Origin of the sequence: Providencia sp. PROV175, from assembly GCF_032707045.1 — a bacterium.
Taxonomy (GTDB): Bacteria; Pseudomonadota; Gammaproteobacteria; order Enterobacterales; family Enterobacteriaceae; genus Providencia; species Providencia hangzhouensis.
Genome location: NZ_CP120533.1, coordinates 1299124 through 1313927 on the forward strand (window position 1 = coordinate 1299124; position 14804 = coordinate 1313927).

At 39.4% G+C, this 14804-nt stretch carries 12 protein-coding genes; 6 read left to right on the plus strand and 6 right to left on the minus strand.

Annotated elements, in window-relative coordinates; translation table 11 throughout:
- Window positions 1–3: 3 nt before the first annotated feature.
- From P3L44_RS05575 to P3L44_RS05595, 5 genes are all read left to right on the plus strand, one after another.
- Window positions 4–441, plus strand: a complete 438-nt coding sequence (locus tag P3L44_RS05575; protein WP_125891530.1) for a type II toxin-antitoxin system YafO family toxin — start codon at window positions 4–6, stop codon at window positions 439–441.
- 94 nt (window positions 442–535) lie between these two features.
- Entirely contained in the window at window positions 536–787 is a 252-nt protein-coding gene (locus P3L44_RS05580; protein WP_140171149.1) for a hypothetical protein, read from the plus strand.
- Between the two features lie 697 nt (window positions 788–1484).
- A complete protein-coding gene (locus tag P3L44_RS05585) occupies window positions 1485–1820 on the plus strand; it encodes a metalloregulator ArsR/SmtB family transcription factor (RefSeq protein WP_125891528.1) in 336 nt (111 codons plus the stop codon).
- Window positions 1821–1948: 128 nt separating this feature from the next.
- On the plus strand, window positions 1949–3244 hold the full coding sequence (locus P3L44_RS05590) for an arsenic transporter (RefSeq protein WP_140171147.1): 1296 nt from the start codon (window positions 1949–1951) through the stop codon (window positions 3242–3244).
- A 305-nt stretch (window positions 3245–3549) separates the two neighbouring features.
- Entirely contained in the window at window positions 3550–4527 is a 978-nt protein-coding gene (locus tag P3L44_RS05595) for a LysR substrate-binding domain-containing protein (RefSeq protein ID WP_125891526.1), read from the plus strand.
- An 80-nt stretch (window positions 4528–4607) separates the two neighbouring features.
- Here the strand turns inward: P3L44_RS05595 and P3L44_RS05600 are convergent, their stop codons facing one another.
- The 4 genes from P3L44_RS05600 to P3L44_RS05615 form a co-directional block, all read right to left on the minus strand.
- Complete coding sequence (locus P3L44_RS05600; RefSeq protein ID WP_125891525.1) at window positions 4608–5786, minus strand: M20 family metallopeptidase; 1179 nt, start codon at window positions 5784–5786, stop codon at window positions 4608–4610.
- Between the two features lie 581 nt (window positions 5787–6367).
- The gene (locus P3L44_RS05605) at window positions 6368–7693 is read right to left on the minus strand and encodes an amidohydrolase (RefSeq protein ID WP_004262397.1); all 1326 of its coding nucleotides are present in this window, start codon (window positions 7691–7693) and stop codon (window positions 6368–6370) included.
- A gap of 18 nt (window positions 7694–7711) precedes the next feature.
- Window positions 7712–8188, minus strand: coding sequence for a hypothetical protein (locus tag P3L44_RS05610; protein ID WP_004262394.1), 477 nt, complete (start codon window positions 8186–8188; stop codon window positions 7712–7714).
- A 12-nt stretch (window positions 8189–8200) separates the two neighbouring features.
- Entirely contained in the window at window positions 8201–8989 is a 789-nt protein-coding gene (locus tag P3L44_RS05615; RefSeq protein ID WP_036958500.1) for a DUF3100 domain-containing protein, read from the minus strand.
- Window positions 8990–9798: 809 nt separating this feature from the next.
- Between P3L44_RS05615 and P3L44_RS05620 the strand changes: the two genes are divergently transcribed.
- Window positions 9799–10245: a GNAT family N-acetyltransferase gene (locus P3L44_RS05620; protein ID WP_140171143.1), complete on the plus strand. Its 447-nt coding sequence runs from the start codon at window positions 9799–9801 to the stop codon at window positions 10243–10245.
- 77 nt (window positions 10246–10322) lie between these two features.
- Here P3L44_RS05620 and P3L44_RS05625 read toward each other — a convergent pair whose 3' ends face one another.
- Both P3L44_RS05625 and P3L44_RS05630 read right to left on the minus strand, forming a co-directional pair.
- A complete protein-coding gene (locus tag P3L44_RS05625; RefSeq protein ID WP_272662076.1) occupies window positions 10323–13286 on the minus strand; it encodes a TonB-dependent receptor domain-containing protein in 2964 nt (987 codons plus the stop codon).
- A 25-nt stretch (window positions 13287–13311) separates the two neighbouring features.
- A complete protein-coding gene (locus tag P3L44_RS05630) occupies window positions 13312–14766 on the minus strand; it encodes a porin family protein (RefSeq protein WP_140171140.1) in 1455 nt (484 codons plus the stop codon).
- Window positions 14767–14804 lie beyond the last annotated feature (38 nt).

The window sequence follows — 14804 nt, forward strand, 5'->3', positions numbered from 1 at the left end:
TTCATGGACGAAATAGAAGTAACTATAAACGAGCAAACAAGAAATCAATTTTTTGGCGACTTATTCCAAAAACATTTAGATCTCGAAGCCAAGCTACTCAAAGACTTTAAAAAATATAAGTCCGACGGAGTTGTTCCTAGTTATTTCGGAAGAGATGTTTCATACGTTAAGCCATATTCAGCTGAAAAAGCTTGTTTGATGCACATTCATTTAAAAATACCACCAGATAGATTTCCAGATGATAGGGTTCAATATTACAGAACTCACAAAAATGGAAATCCTGAAAAAGATATCTGCTTGGTGTATGTGCAGGGGCTTATTGAAGATCACCGATACTCAATTATAGCCATACTACATCCTGATGCTCACTTGAAAGCACAAGACTATAAGGTCATGGATGAGTTGGCTCAAATAGCCCAAAAATTTAGAGATGAAAACTAACCCACTCCGGTGGGTTTTTTATTGCCTGAAATAATATATGTTAGATATGGAATTTAAGTTAAGTTTAGGTGTACCTTTATAAGGATATAATACAGTGCGAACACTTATGTATGCTTTTTTGATGTTAGCTGTCTATGTATTGATTGTGGTCTGTTTATTGGGTTTCGTTATTGCTGGCCTTACCCTGTTAGTAGACAAGGTGAGAAAAAACATTAGAGCAAAAAAGAAAGCAGCTAGAGAATGGATGCCTTTTTTATTGTGGGTTTTTATTTATATAATTTTTACTAATTTAGCTTATAAAGTTCTTAGTTATGTTTTAGATGAAGGACTGTGGATATTTACATAATACAAATCCTGATGCACTCCCGCTAAGCTAACACTCGGTTGGGATCTAGCTCGTCCTTTGGCTGGGTAGTTAGACCAATAGCTTGCCTGATTTAGTTCCTTGCGGACTCATGAGATTAGCGTAAATAACGCCATTAATTTCGGCCAGTCTTCTTGTTACTTCATACTCTATATTAGGGTTAAGTTTTTCAATAGCTGGTGCTATTCAGTTGTTGGACTTGAATTATGTATAAAACCAAATGGTAAACACCGAAGGGAAAGCATGCTAGCGGTGAAATCCCTGAGTTCGCTCAATCAGTTAATGGCGCTCTTGAATCAACGACGATTATGTTCAAGTTAAAACCTGAAAGATAAAGTTTAAATAAGATTGATTAATAGCAGGTTCAATTTGAAATCGCATTAGTGTTAATTTTATGGTTCCGTTTGAAACGGAGGCAGTGAGAAATACAGGTATGCTACGGGTAGGATTATTTTTTGTCAGCCTTTCATCACCGGCAATAGAATTATCAGATGGTGATATTCTTGCAATACTGGTGGCTTTGCGAAAGCTGAAGCTTTAACTCTTCTTCGTTCAACTGGCGTCTACTGATATTAAGTCATATTTGAGGTATACGGCACTATCGCGCTAAATATAATATATACGTTTTGACGCATGTGTATTTTGGGTGTAACTTAAAGAAAAGACTAAAGAGGTACACATGGAACCATTACAACTGTTTAAAATTTTAGGTGATCAAACAAGGCTCGATATCGTGCTGCTTTTGAAAGCAGCTGGTGAACTGTGTGTGTGTGATATTTATACGGCTTTAAATCTATCGCAACCAAAGACATCTCGACATCTAGCAATGCTTAGAGAATCAGGTCTTTTGCTCGATTCAAAACAGGGTAAATGGGTTCATTATCGTTTATCTCCAGTATTACTACCGTGGGTGAAAAGTATCATTGATGTAACTTATGCCACAGAGAAAAATAGAGTTGCAGATTTGCTTAACAGCCTAGAGACAAAAGAACCTGCTGGCCGTTGTGCAGTATAAAATTTTTTAAGTCAATATATATGAATATTCATATATATTAGCATGGGAATGAGCAAAGTTAATTGGGTCGGTTAATTAGCCAATTTATTTCAGGAAGGTATATCTATACCCTTGTTCATGAGGTCGTTATGTTGATTGCTGCATTAATTTTTATTTTAACGATTACGTTTGTTATTTGGCAGCCTAAAGGGTTGGGTATTGGTTGGAGTGCAACAATAGGGGCAATATTAGCCCTGATCTTTGGTGTGATCAGTTTTCAAGACATCCCGATTGTTTGGAATATTGTTTGGAATGCCACGGCGACATTTGTTGCCGTCATTATCATTAGCCTACTTTTAGATGAAAGTGGTTTCTTTGAATGGGCGGCATTACATGTTGCCAAGTGGGGCGGGGGTAAAGGAAAACTGTTATTCAGTTATATTGTGTTACTTGGAGCAACGGTTGCGGCCTTATTTGCCAATGATGGCGCAGCATTGATATTAACGCCCATTGTGATTGCGATGTTATTGGCACTTGGTTTCAATAAAGGCACGACATTAGCCTTTGTCATGGCTGCCGGGTTTATCGCAGATACAGCGAGCTTGCCGCTGATTGTTTCGAACCTCGTGAATATCGTTTCTGCGGACTTCTTTAATATTGGATTTACGGAATATGCATCAATTATGGTACCAGTGGATATTGCAGCAATTATTGCAACATTAGCGATGCTGCATTGGTTTTTCCGTAAAGATATTCCTAAACAATATGATGTTACCAAACTGAGTGAGCCCGCCTTAGCCATTAAGGACATGACAACGTTTAAAGCAGGTTGGCTGGTATTAGTGCTGTTGCTTATCGGTTTTTTTGTCTTAGAACCATTAGGTATTCCAGTGAGTGCAATTGCGGCTATTGGCGCTTTAATTCTTTGGGTGATTGCAGCCAGAGGCCATACAATTAATACCAACAAAGTATTACGTGGAGCACCGTGGCAAATCGTCATTTTCTCTTTAGGAATGTATTTGGTTGTTTATGGTTTAAGAAATGCAGGGTTAACCGATTATCTTTCTGAAACGCTGAATTACCTTGCAGACAAAGGGTTATGGGTAGCAACAATTGGTACAGGATTTATCACTGCATTTTTATCCTCAATAATGAATAACATGCCAACGGTATTAATTGGTGCCTTGTCCATTGAAGGAAGTGAAGCATCAGGATTAATTCAGCAAGCGATGGTTTATGCGAATGTGATTGGGGCTGATTTGGGGCCAAAAATTACGCCAATTGGCAGTTTGGCAACATTGCTGTGGCTACATGTTTTATCGCAAAAGAACATGACCATTACATGGGGATATTATTTCAAAACAGGGATTATCATGACACTCCCTGTACTCATTGTCACACTCGTTGCTTTAGTGCTTCGACTATCATTATTTCATTTAGGGTAAGCCAAATGAATGAAATCACTATTTATCGCAATTCTGACAGTGAAACTTCACACAGCCCCCTTGCCATGATCCGCAATGGGGTGTTGAGACCAGTGGTTTTATCGCGCTGAATATTATAGGTTCTTGTAGAATATTTATTTTATGATTTATGTTTTGGACTGTTTTTACTAGGGAATAAACCACAGTGTACTTATTGCTAATCAGTTCGTTATGGTATAATTCCTGCACAGAATAACCAAGATGTTAAATCTTGGACTGTGCTTGTATCTCTATTTTTAGTCCATTATACATTGGATAATCCAGCAATGAACATTAGTCAGCTTAAAAGCTTTGTTGAAGTGGTAAAAAGTGATTTTAATATCACGAATGCGGCTGAAAAACTGTATACCTCTCAGCCAACGGTAAGTAAGCAACTTAAAATATTGGAAGATGAGCTGAACGTTTCATTATTCAATCGGAAAAATAATAACTTATTGTCGCTGAGCCCGATTGGTGAGAAAGTTCATCATGTTGCGTGTGATATTCTTGCGCAGTTCGATAAAATTAAAAGTATCGTGTCTCATGAAGATACGACGATAAAACAAAACCTGCATATTGCAACAACCCACACCCAGATCCGCTATAAATTACCGCAAGTGATTGAGCGTTTTAACGCACGTTACCCCAATATTTCTTTGCATTTTCACCAAGGCGCGCCTGCTCAGATAGCAGAGATGGTGAATAATGGCGATGTGGATTTTGCCATTGCGACTGAGTCTATGCACCTTTATGATGATTTATTGGTAATGCCTTGTTATCAATGGTCTCGCAGTATTATTGTTCCTCATGACCACCCATTGGCTCAATGTGAACAGCTTAGGATTGAAGACCTTGCAGACTACCCGCTAATTACCTATGTATTTGGTTTTACAGGGCATTCAAAGCTCGATCAAGTCTTTTATCAACATAAATTAACGCCAAATGTTGTTTTAACTGCGGTAGATACTGAAATCATTAAATACTATGTGAAACGTGGTGCTGGGGTCGGTATTATTTCAACCGTGGCTTTTGACCCAGAGGAAGATAGTGAAGCATTATGTTGTATTGATATTAGCCACTTAGTCAAGCCAAGTTATACACATGTTTGTATTAATCGGCACATGCATTTAAAAGATTATATGTATGATTTTATCTCTCATTACGCTCCCCATCTTGATTTGAATTATATACATCAGCCAAATCAATGGGTACCTACAGAACAAAGTGAGAAAGATAGGTTATATAGAGAATTGCCTGAGCTATGACTTATCTGCGGATGATTAAGAAAAAAGCCGAGTAATGGAATTTACTCGGCTTTAATATTACTGTGTGTATTATATTTATTCTAACGAGTGGCGATATTAATAAAGATTTGAGCGCCAATCAGCAAGCAATCGTCATCAACAAAATACGGGTTTGCATGTAAGTAATTATTAATCCCTTTTGCTTGATTACCACTTCCTAAAAAGTACATGGCACCGAGTTTATCTTTAGTGGCATTGATCATATAACTGAAATCTTCACTTCCTGTCATCGGCTTACCGTTTGAATCAATATGCTCAAGTGGTAAAAAGGCGGCTGCAGCATCATAAATGACTTTGGCCGCTTGCGGGTGATTGACGACAGCGGGATAACCGCTGGCTTCCAATGTGGTTTTAAACCCACCAGCTTCACTGCGAGCTACAATTTCATTGAAACTTGCCTTTAATATTTTGTCTGTTTCTTCATCCATTGAACGGATCGTTCCGCGTGCTTGAACATGGTCAGCTAGCGCATTTGGGATCGTTCCGCCATTAATCATGCCGCAACCAAATACAGCGGGACTGAAAGGATCGGTCTTTTTGGCAACAATGTAGTCCATATAATCAATGATACGTGTTGCTTCGCGGATAGCATCTAACCCTTTATGAGGGGTTGAGCCGTGAGCAGACACACCATGGACATCTAGTGTCCATGCTGAACCGTATGAGGACATAACTCCTGAATTGAATTTAATATAACCCGTTTCAAAGGCCGCATCATTGTGTAACCCGTAAACTTCGTCGACGCCTTCCATACACCCCATTTCGACCATTTTGTTAGCGCCCGGTACTCGCATGTCCTCTTCCGCCATTTGGAAGATAAAACGGACGTTATGGGTGAGTTCAGAACGGTTTTCACTGAGGTATTTCGCTGCGGTTAAGGCGATGGTCATGTGGGTATCATGGCCACAGTTATGGGCGCAACCTTCATGGACAGAACTGTGCTCATTGCACGTTAAATCAGGCATTTCAAGGCCATCGATATCAGTACGATAGGCAATTAAGCGCTTGGTTGGGTCGACAATCAATTCAGCGGTAAAACCTGTGTAGCCTTCGAATAAACGAATGTTATAGCCAAAGCTTTCCATCAATTCACGGCAATATTGTGAGGTTTTGAATTCTAGCCCAGACAATTCGGGGATTTTATGTAAATCCTGACGTGTTTTTTTGCTAAATGTTTCTAAAGCAAAGAGTTTTTCACTGATATTGTATTTGTTGGTCATTACGTTTTATCCCGTATACAGAAAGCGTTTTTAATGCTGTTAAAGGGCCCCTGGTGTGAGCATGGAATAATGAACAGCGCGCTCATTTAATTTATGTGTATTTTAAAAATTAGATTCAGAAATAGGATAATGTCTACTTCTACTCGTTATTTTTTATCTATCAATTTATAGGTCAATTTTAGCGTGGATATTAAAAAAGTGAGCGTGACGGAGATCGTGTTTATATCATATCAGTATTGCATGGCTCATGAATAATAAGGATGGTAATTTATTAAAATAATAATAAAAAATCATCACTTCAATTAAAATCCTTTTATATCAATTTGTTATGATTTTATTTTTCAATTTTAATATTAAGGATATTTATATTTTAAAGCGAGCCTGAATAGGGTTTAAGTTAAATTTTTTATTTAAAGTAGGGCGGTGATTGGTATGATTTTAGAAATTTTTTTAAATGAGATGGCGAATGTAAAAAGAAATTAATTAATGCGAAGAAAAAATTTTAAAGGTGGGATAAAAGCTAAAAAAATCATATTCCCCTTATTATAATTAACATAGCAATAAGGGGAATATTTTAATAATTAGTTCTTAAAAGAGCCGATAAATGAGAGGTATTCCTCTTTGCTCATTAATGGGGTGTAATCAGCTAACATCTCATCAGCTTGGGATGCATCATCAAATAACAGGTCAATAATTGCCATTGCCATCATTTGAGCTGGGCGGATATAGGCCATATCATCATCAAAAACAACGTAATCTTTACCATGCAAACCACCACGAATTGCGCCAATCCATGGGTGACTCACTGGCATGATATGTGATAAGTCACCTGTATCCGTGCTTCCCGTCATGTGCCCAGCAACCCAAACATTTTCTTCACCAATCAAGTCATGGGCATTTTGCTGCAACAAATGGTTCAACGTATCGTTGTTATACAGTGGGAGGTAACCCGGTAAATCTTTGACTTCTACCTCTGCACCGACAGACATTGCACCAGCAACCAATGCGCGAGTAATACGCTCATTCGCATCAATCATTGCAGGGACATTTGACGCTCGGACATAACTTTCCATACGGACATCACTTGGGGTGACATTGACCAAATCGCCGCCTTGCGTGATGATCGGATGAAAACGAATATAATCTTTTTCTTGGAAGGTCTCGCGGATCGCATTCACTCCCATAATCCCCATCATTGCGGCATTGAGGGCATTGACACCTAAGTGAGGGGCAGCCGCAGCATGAGATGCTTTCCCTTTGTAGTTAATCAACTTGCCAATAAACCCATTGGTGGTGGTCGACATTTCAATAAAACCGGTATCACGTTCTGGTTTGACACTGGTTAAATGAATTTGCATCGCCATATCGATATCATCAAATTCACCAAGGGATATCAGCTCTGGCTTACCGCCGATATAACTAATTTTTCCTTGTTCAATCAGTTTATTACGATAAGCCAGTTCAACATACTCCTCAGCGGGAACGGCGAAAGGAACGACGTCTCCCGCGAGGTATTGCATAGCACCTGACTTAACCAGACCAATAGTCACAGCCATCATATTAGCGATTTGAGCATTGTGCCCGCAGCAATGGGCAGCACCCGTTAAATCATCGGCTTCTGGGTGTTCTGCACAAATAATCGCATCGAGCTCACCAATCACAGCAATACTATGTTTACTCCCTTTTCCACCTTTAAGGCGCGCCTTAACACCTGTTAATGCGAGTTGGTTTCGGTAATTAACGCCTAGCGCAGAAAATGCAGCTTCCACTTTTTTTGCTGTTTTGATTTCTTTGTAGCCTAGCTCAGGCTCTGCCCAAATATCATCTGCTAATTTCTTGATATCCCCTTTATGGGATGCAATTGTCTCGCAGACGATGGCTTTCAATTGGTCTTTGGTCATTGTCATGGTAAATATTTCCTCTTGTTAGATAACGCCGCTCCATGAAAGTGTCACTTGACCAATAAGTGCAGCGAATAAGAATGTTCCCGTAAAGACCGCCAGTGAAACTGGGATGATACGCCATGAAATAGCTTTAAATTTATCAATATCTTTACCGAGTGAAAGACCGGCAAATGCAAGTACCGTCGTACTAATAACAGCAAGTGATATTTTACCTGTCATTGCGATCATTTCTTTATCGTAAGGGAATAACGGTGAACACAAACCGGCAGCAATTAAAGATACCCAGAAAATTACAGGTAACTTACCTAATGGTGGGATTTGTGCAATTAAGTATGCCACAAATGACATCCCCCCTAATAATGCCATGGCGATAAGTGAGTCACTAAAGACTGCGCCAAAGCTGCCGCGGCCATAAATTGAACCGCCGAGTGCATCTCCCAGTGAAGTGAAGATGATTACTAACACGATGATTATTGCAATTTCTGCCATCTTTTTCATGATCTTATATCCTTATTCTGTATCTGCTGATGCTGTTGCACGTTTTCTTTTCAACTTGTTGTATAAGAAAGAGGCAAACGGTAAGGAGAAGAAAATATAGATGTACAGACCTAATACTGAAGACATCAAGTTTGCGGAGGATGAAAATGCTTGAATATCCGCAGCGTGTTCAGGATAAAGCTCCAATAATGGTGCGACTGACGCAGCTAGCATCGAGCCACTTCCGACCCCGGCTCCCATTGCTAAAGCGAGAGGGCTCATAATATCGAGTCCAGCGATAACACTGGCGATGATGCCCATCCAAACGGCTCCGTACAATGTTCCGCAAATATACATTGCCATAACACCGCGGCCTTCTGGTGAACTTAAACCATATTTGGCTTCAATAATGGCAATATTAGGTTCACGACCGATAGAGTAGGTCGCACCAACAGCTTCACGGCCCATGCCTAACATGATAGCAAGTGGTAAACCGAGTAAAATGGTACCGATAAAGTGACCGATTTCTTGCAAGATTAATGCGCCACCGGCTTGAATAATTTTTTCCCAAGATGCACCAACGGAGGTGCTTAATTTTGCAATTAAGATAACTAACGCGACACTCATTATAGAGCTAGCGTGTGCCATGTTTTTTTCGCTGAGAATTTTGAATTTTGGAAAACTGATAATACCACCCATCAACATGGAATAAAGCATTGGAAAAACCATGACTAAACTGATTTTAATTTGCCCTATAGCTTCCGAAAGAAGAATGATAAGTAAGCTAACCAAAAGCAACTTACTATCTTTTAATATACCCATAGTGTTACCTTTCATTGGAAATGTTTTAAGAGTTATTCGTATATATTTATAATAAAAATGCATCATTTTCGTATTCATACTATCCATGAAACTATTTTCCTGACAATATTCCGAAAGTCTCTTAACCATGCCGAAAAGGCATGGTTAAAATCAATAAATTAAAATAATTAATAAAAATGGAGTCTTTGAATTGTTTTTTGCATTTCAATATTAAAAATGTTTTTATTTTTCAGTACGATACAAAAATTTATTAAATTTTTAACATGTTGTTTCATAAGTAATTTTTATTTTCATATGCATTAATGCGAAGAGTTATCAAATACCTAATAAATGTGAGGTTGTTCAGGTTTTATGTATTTTTATATGAAAAGATTTTATTTTTATTGAGTTTGCATAATGGTGAAAATTGAGGAGTTGCTGGGTTTTGTTGTTGTATTTTTGGGTTTTAATTTCTACTTTAATCTGATTTAAATTTAATTATTAGTTTAATAAACTAGTGCGTTTTTTTGCTTTCCTTTCAAAAAAATTTGATAAATTACAATAATATTGTATTTGGCGGTGATATTTGACTTGGATCGCAATTCTGAATATTCATTAATTAGAAAGCAATAAATGAGTCGAAATTTTATTTTAGTCTAAATGCTGATATTAATGTTATCCGTAACATATCAACTGCTATTTGTTTATAGCATCTCAAAAAATACAAAGGCACGAATGGCGCGAACAAAAAAGTATTTATTGTTAATTTATGGTGAGTCATCCTTTTATCACAACGGTATTGTAATCGGGAAATCTAAAGTAAGGTGTTTATGGCCATTACCCTAAAAGATATCACCAAAGACAATTGGGTGGATATCATATGTCTCGAAATAACCAAAGAGCAGGAAGACTTTGTCGCTCTTAACTCAGAGTCAATCTCAGCCTCAAAATTTTTTGATTATTATATTAATCGAGGTATCTATGTTGATGATGAGCCTGTTGGCTTTGTTCAATATTATTCAAACCATGAAAATGGTAGGCCTGAAGAGGTGTTTATTGATCAATTGATGATTGATATAAAACATCAAAGAAAAGGTTTTGGTTCTAAGGCTATTCCGCTAGTTCTCGAGGAAATTAAAAATTTGGGCAAATATAAGTCCGTATCAATTTGCTATGTCGAAGGTAATGACATCATGAAACCTTTTTTTGAACAATTTGGCTTTTCTGTTGTTGAGCAAGATGAATTTGATGAAACTATTATGCGGTTATTTTTCTGATACTAAAGTGATAAATATCCACTCCAACTAAAAGTTAGCAGCGGATATTTATAGAGCGGTAAATCAGCAGTATTTATCTAAAATTGCGCATTTAATCCTAAGCGTAGTGTGCGGCCCGGGGCTGGCATCATACTACGTGTCAGTGGGTCGATATAATAACGATCAGTTAAGTTGGTTACTAAGAATTCGACATTGATATTTTTATCAATTTGGTAACTGGCATAGGCATCCGCTGTAAAGGTCGGGGTCCAGTGCATTGGGCTATTATTCGCCATTGAATAACTTCCTGGAAATTGCTGCATTAGTTTCCGTTCATCTTTATTTTGCACACTGCTGGTATAACGTAAGCGTGTTCCCACCTCGAGAGTTTCATCCATAAAACGCATGCCGAGATTGGAGTTAATCGCATATTTAGGCTGTAATTGTGTGCGTAAAAAGCCACCGGGGAAACCTGCGGTAGTGCATTGAGATATATTATAACGGTTAGTTGGGTCCAAATTAGCGGGTGCGGAGTCATCACAAACCTCATTTTTGAGGCGGTAATCAACACCAATATCCATAAATACCCCACCATTATCGTAGCGAGCCAAGGCTTCAATCCCTGCAGTTTTATGTTCTTTTACTTGAACAAAATTAAGACGCCCATCGCGGTCAAATGCATTTTCGATGACCGTATGGTAATAGCCTATTTTCACATCAGCGTGGCGCTCAGCACCGAGTAACCCTTGTAAATTACGTGAATAACCAAATTCAAAGGTTTTTGCACGTTCGGGTTTGAATAACATTTTCTCTTTGCGAGCTTCACTTTCCCCAGCAAACCCAATGCTATTTTCGAAAATACTTGGTAAGCGTACCGTTTCGATGTAACGCGCATAAACGCGGTCGTTATCAGACAACCAAACATTGGCACCAAAAGCAGGCGCCCAGCCATGGCTTTTTTGTTTGCCTGAGAATTTCCATTTTTCTTCTTCTGTGAGTTTTCGCTCGATATCATCTGAAGGGTGTGAATAACTTGCGCCATAGACATAAACTTCTTTCCCCGTTACTGGGTCGACTGCGCGTGCTTGGGAGTCAAAAGTGCCGTTATGGAAAGGGTTCGTTTTTGTCGTATAGCGTCCGTCTTTATCTGATTTCCATTCCGTGCGGAAATTGACATCTAAAACGCCATTTTCTTCTGGATGTTGAGAGCTCTTTCTCTTGGTGATGAAAACAGTATAATTCGTGTCTTCAAGCCCTATCGTTTTGAGTAATATTTGTTTATTCCTATAGCCACCATTGAAGGGTTGGTAGCCATTTTCAATTGCTTTATTGTATTCATCTTGGGTTAAAATACGGTTGTAATTGATCTGTTTAGCGAGGCGCTCATTGGGGTTTTGAAAACCTTTGGTGCGCTTGCGCATTTGCTCCTTTAAGTAGTCATCCTCCGTCCAACCATCAATATATTTTGCACCCGCATCCAATTCCAACCAACTCGTTGGGCGATAGTTAAAGTTAAAGGCAATACTGGTTTCTTGCCGACGACCTTTACGTGGAAGGGCAATAAACGGGCTAGCAGTTTGCGATGGTGGAACGTCATTTGAGTCTAATTTTTCTTTGAGCATTGAACCGCGAATGGTTAAATCAAGATCGGGGGTGAGCGCCATGGTATTGCGTAAATTAAAACCAATACGATCATTTTCGGAGTTAGTTGCGGCTGTATTAATTAAAGTGCCATCAATGTTAGGATCTTTGCCATCGCCATAGCCATACTCAAAGGCCCAGTCACGCTCTTTAGGCTCTCGAGGGTAGCCGCCAGAGGTATTGGTATCTCCTACGGAATGCGTCATCCAGATATTCGCATTTAGGTCAATCCATTGATTATCTTCGGGTTTCCATTTGTATTCGGCATTATAGGCATTGACCGTAAAGTGAGCTAATGGCCATTGTGGTAATACTTGTTTTCCTTCCAGCTCAGCAAATCCTAAACGTGAAGGCATAATTTCACCATAGGTACTTTCACTCCGGCGAAAGCCAAAGTGTAATGTTTGGTTTTCAGTGAGATATAAATTTGTTTTGACTAAATAGGATTCCAGCTCATTAGAGGTATTAGTCACTTCTTTTCCGGGGCGAAATACATTCGCGGCAAAAGGTAAGTAAGGGTCTGGGCCAAGTTGTTGCTGCACTGTTTGTTGTTCATTTAGTTGAACGGATTCCTTATAACGGTGAGCGCCATTTTTCCCTGCAAAATAGTTGCCTTGCCGGCGATAAGCATAGGCGGCCATTAAATCGAATTTTTCTTGTCGAGTTCCAACTGCGATCCTTCCGCCATTATCTTTAAAATTGAAAAATTGCGCACTTCCTCGGGATTTTGGTGTGATGTTGACGACAGGATCGGAGAATACAGAGTTATTATTTTTATAAATCTCTGGGTGATCACGATAATCCTCGCCATAACCAAAACGTGGGATACGTTCCCGTGTAGAATTACTGCTAGTCTCTAATTTCAAGCTAACACCAAATTTTTCATCGGGGGCGACAACATCATCTATCCCTAGGGTTCTGATGGCTATTCCACCACCAACAGAGGTTTTTATATCGCCTGCAAGGGAACCACTTTTTTCAACTTCGATACTGCTTATAAGGTTTGGGTCTATATAGTTGCGGTTATTTGCCCCATTGTAACCCCGGTAAACTGTGAGTGATTGCTCGGTACCATCGACCGTCACAGGGACGCGTTCTTGCCCTTGAATGCCTCGAATATTGGGGTCTAACGCACCACTATTTCTCGCATCACCGCTATAGACACCAACTGCACTATTTAGCACATCTGCAGTACTGGTGCCTTTATAACGTTCAACAAGGTCTTTCCCTAAGTAAATTTTAGAGCCTTTTGCATCATATTGGTCATCGTAGCCTTGTTGATCACGCTCTTTGATGGTTTTTGCTGAATCTTGAACAGTAATGGTGCCAATGTGTTCTTCTTTTTCCCCTAAAGCAATCGATGGAATAAAGAGGGCGGTAATAATTGCTGTCGTAATAGGTGTTAATTTGTATTTATGCATAGTGTTTTTCTCTGTGCCATAACGCTTAAAAACGGGTTTCTAACCCAATAGAAATTTCGTGCTGGTGATAGGTGTAAATTCCATCTGCGGAACTGCGATTGTTACGAAAGCGATAACTGGTATAAGGCGTAAATGTGAATAATGAATAAGTGGGAAAATTGAGCCGCGCAAAATACATAGCTTCACGATCATGGCGTTTCACATTCAGGAGGTAATTGAAGGCTTGAAATTGGCTTTCTCGATAGGTGGCTAGCGCTAATAAATGCACATCAGGTGTAAGCACGGTATAGAAGCCGCCTCGGACACCCAACTGGTCATAATCATCGCTACGAACTTCGGTCGTGAGACGGGTTGCATCTGCTCCCAAAAAGATGGAAGTATCGGTGGTAATACCGTAGATACCCGTTAGGTGTAGGCTACTTCGATTGCCATCGGCACTGTCATACGGTTTTTGGTAATGAAGCTGTTGGTGATCCGCGGACATACTGAGGATCATGTTTGGGCTGAATTGATAATCAGCTTCAATTTTGCCACCCATCCCTAAATAACGACGCTTTTCATTGACTGTTTTTAATTCAATTAATGGGCCAGCGGCGACAGTGGTATTCGCATCATTAAAACGGTATAAAGTAGCTAAAGAGGTGGTATTCTCACTAAATTCGGCATAGTGAGGATAGCGGTCGCCATAGGATGTCCCCTTGATTTGCAATGAATGATGGCCAGAGATAGGAATTATTTTACTCAGGCTCGCGTCATAGGTGAGCCCTGACGACGCGATGGGGTTGTCCATTTTTAATGTGCCACCTGGTACTTCCCAAATTTTATTTTTATCAGGGACTTGGTTAATATTGCTGTTATTTTTATAACCGAAAGAGAGACTACCGCTCCAAGCTGTGCGGTTTTCGATAGCGCGAATAAATTGTTGAATGGTCTGCTTTACACTGGCGGGTAATGCAAGTGTTTCATCGTGAATTAAATTCTGAAATAAAGCCAATGACTCTTTATTTTGATTATCTTCAAAATAGGCTCGAGCGAGTTCTAATTTAATGCGAAGAAACTTTGGGGAAAGGGCCAGTATTTGGTGATAATAAGTAATTGCTTCAGGGTAATGGCCTTGCGCTTTAGCGAGCTCAGCCTTTGCAAATAAAATAAGCAATGGGTCTGCATCAGCTAGCTGTTGGTAGCGAGGTAATAAGCGTTGTACATCTTGAAATTGTCGATGGTTGATTGCTAGGTAAATAGCTTGGCCTAGGTCTTGCGCATTATTTTCAAGGGAATAGTTTTCCCCATTCAAATTAATGGATAGGCCATCAGGAAGTAGCCATTGATCTTTATTAGGAACGACAGCACTTTTTTCACGATAATTTTGTTTGTCTTTTTGCCATAACAACTGTTCACGGTCTGTATCCAAACTGGTTGAAAATGCAGAGGGCACGACCATTGGAACCATGATAGCAAGGGCTAATAAAAGATATTGCATAGGGTTAGCTTCGGTAATAAAGGGCGGTGACCAGCAAC

Coding starts and splice junctions, on each gene's coding strand:
- P3L44_RS05575 (WP_125891530.1), top strand. CDS start 4: ATGGACGAAATAGAAGTAACTATAAACGAGCAAACAAGAAATCAATTT.
- P3L44_RS05585 (WP_125891528.1), top strand. CDS start 1,485: ATGGAACCATTACAACTGTTTAAAATTTTAGGTGATCAAACAAGGCTC.
- P3L44_RS05590 (WP_140171147.1), top strand. CDS start 1,949: ATGTTGATTGCTGCATTAATTTTTATTTTAACGATTACGTTTGTTATT.
- P3L44_RS05595 (WP_125891526.1), top strand. CDS start 3,550: ATGAACATTAGTCAGCTTAAAAGCTTTGTTGAAGTGGTAAAAAGTGAT.
- P3L44_RS05600 (WP_125891525.1), bottom strand. CDS start 5,786: ATGACCAACAAATACAATATCAGTGAAAAACTCTTTGCTTTAGAAACA.
- P3L44_RS05605 (WP_004262397.1), bottom strand. CDS start 7,693: ATGACAATGACCAAAGACCAATTGAAAGCCATCGTCTGCGAGACAATT.
- P3L44_RS05610 (WP_004262394.1), bottom strand. CDS start 8,188: ATGAAAAAGATGGCAGAAATTGCAATAATCATCGTGTTAGTAATCATC.
- P3L44_RS05615 (WP_036958500.1), bottom strand. CDS start 8,989: ATGGGTATATTAAAAGATAGTAAGTTGCTTTTGGTTAGCTTACTTATC.
- P3L44_RS05620 (WP_140171143.1), top strand. CDS start 9,799: ATGGCCATTACCCTAAAAGATATCACCAAAGACAATTGGGTGGATATC.
- P3L44_RS05625 (WP_272662076.1), bottom strand. CDS start 13,286: ATGCATAAATACAAATTAACACCTATTACGACAGCAATTATTACCGCC.
- P3L44_RS05630 (WP_140171140.1), bottom strand. CDS start 14,766: ATGCAATATCTTTTATTAGCCCTTGCTATCATGGTTCCAATGGTCGTG.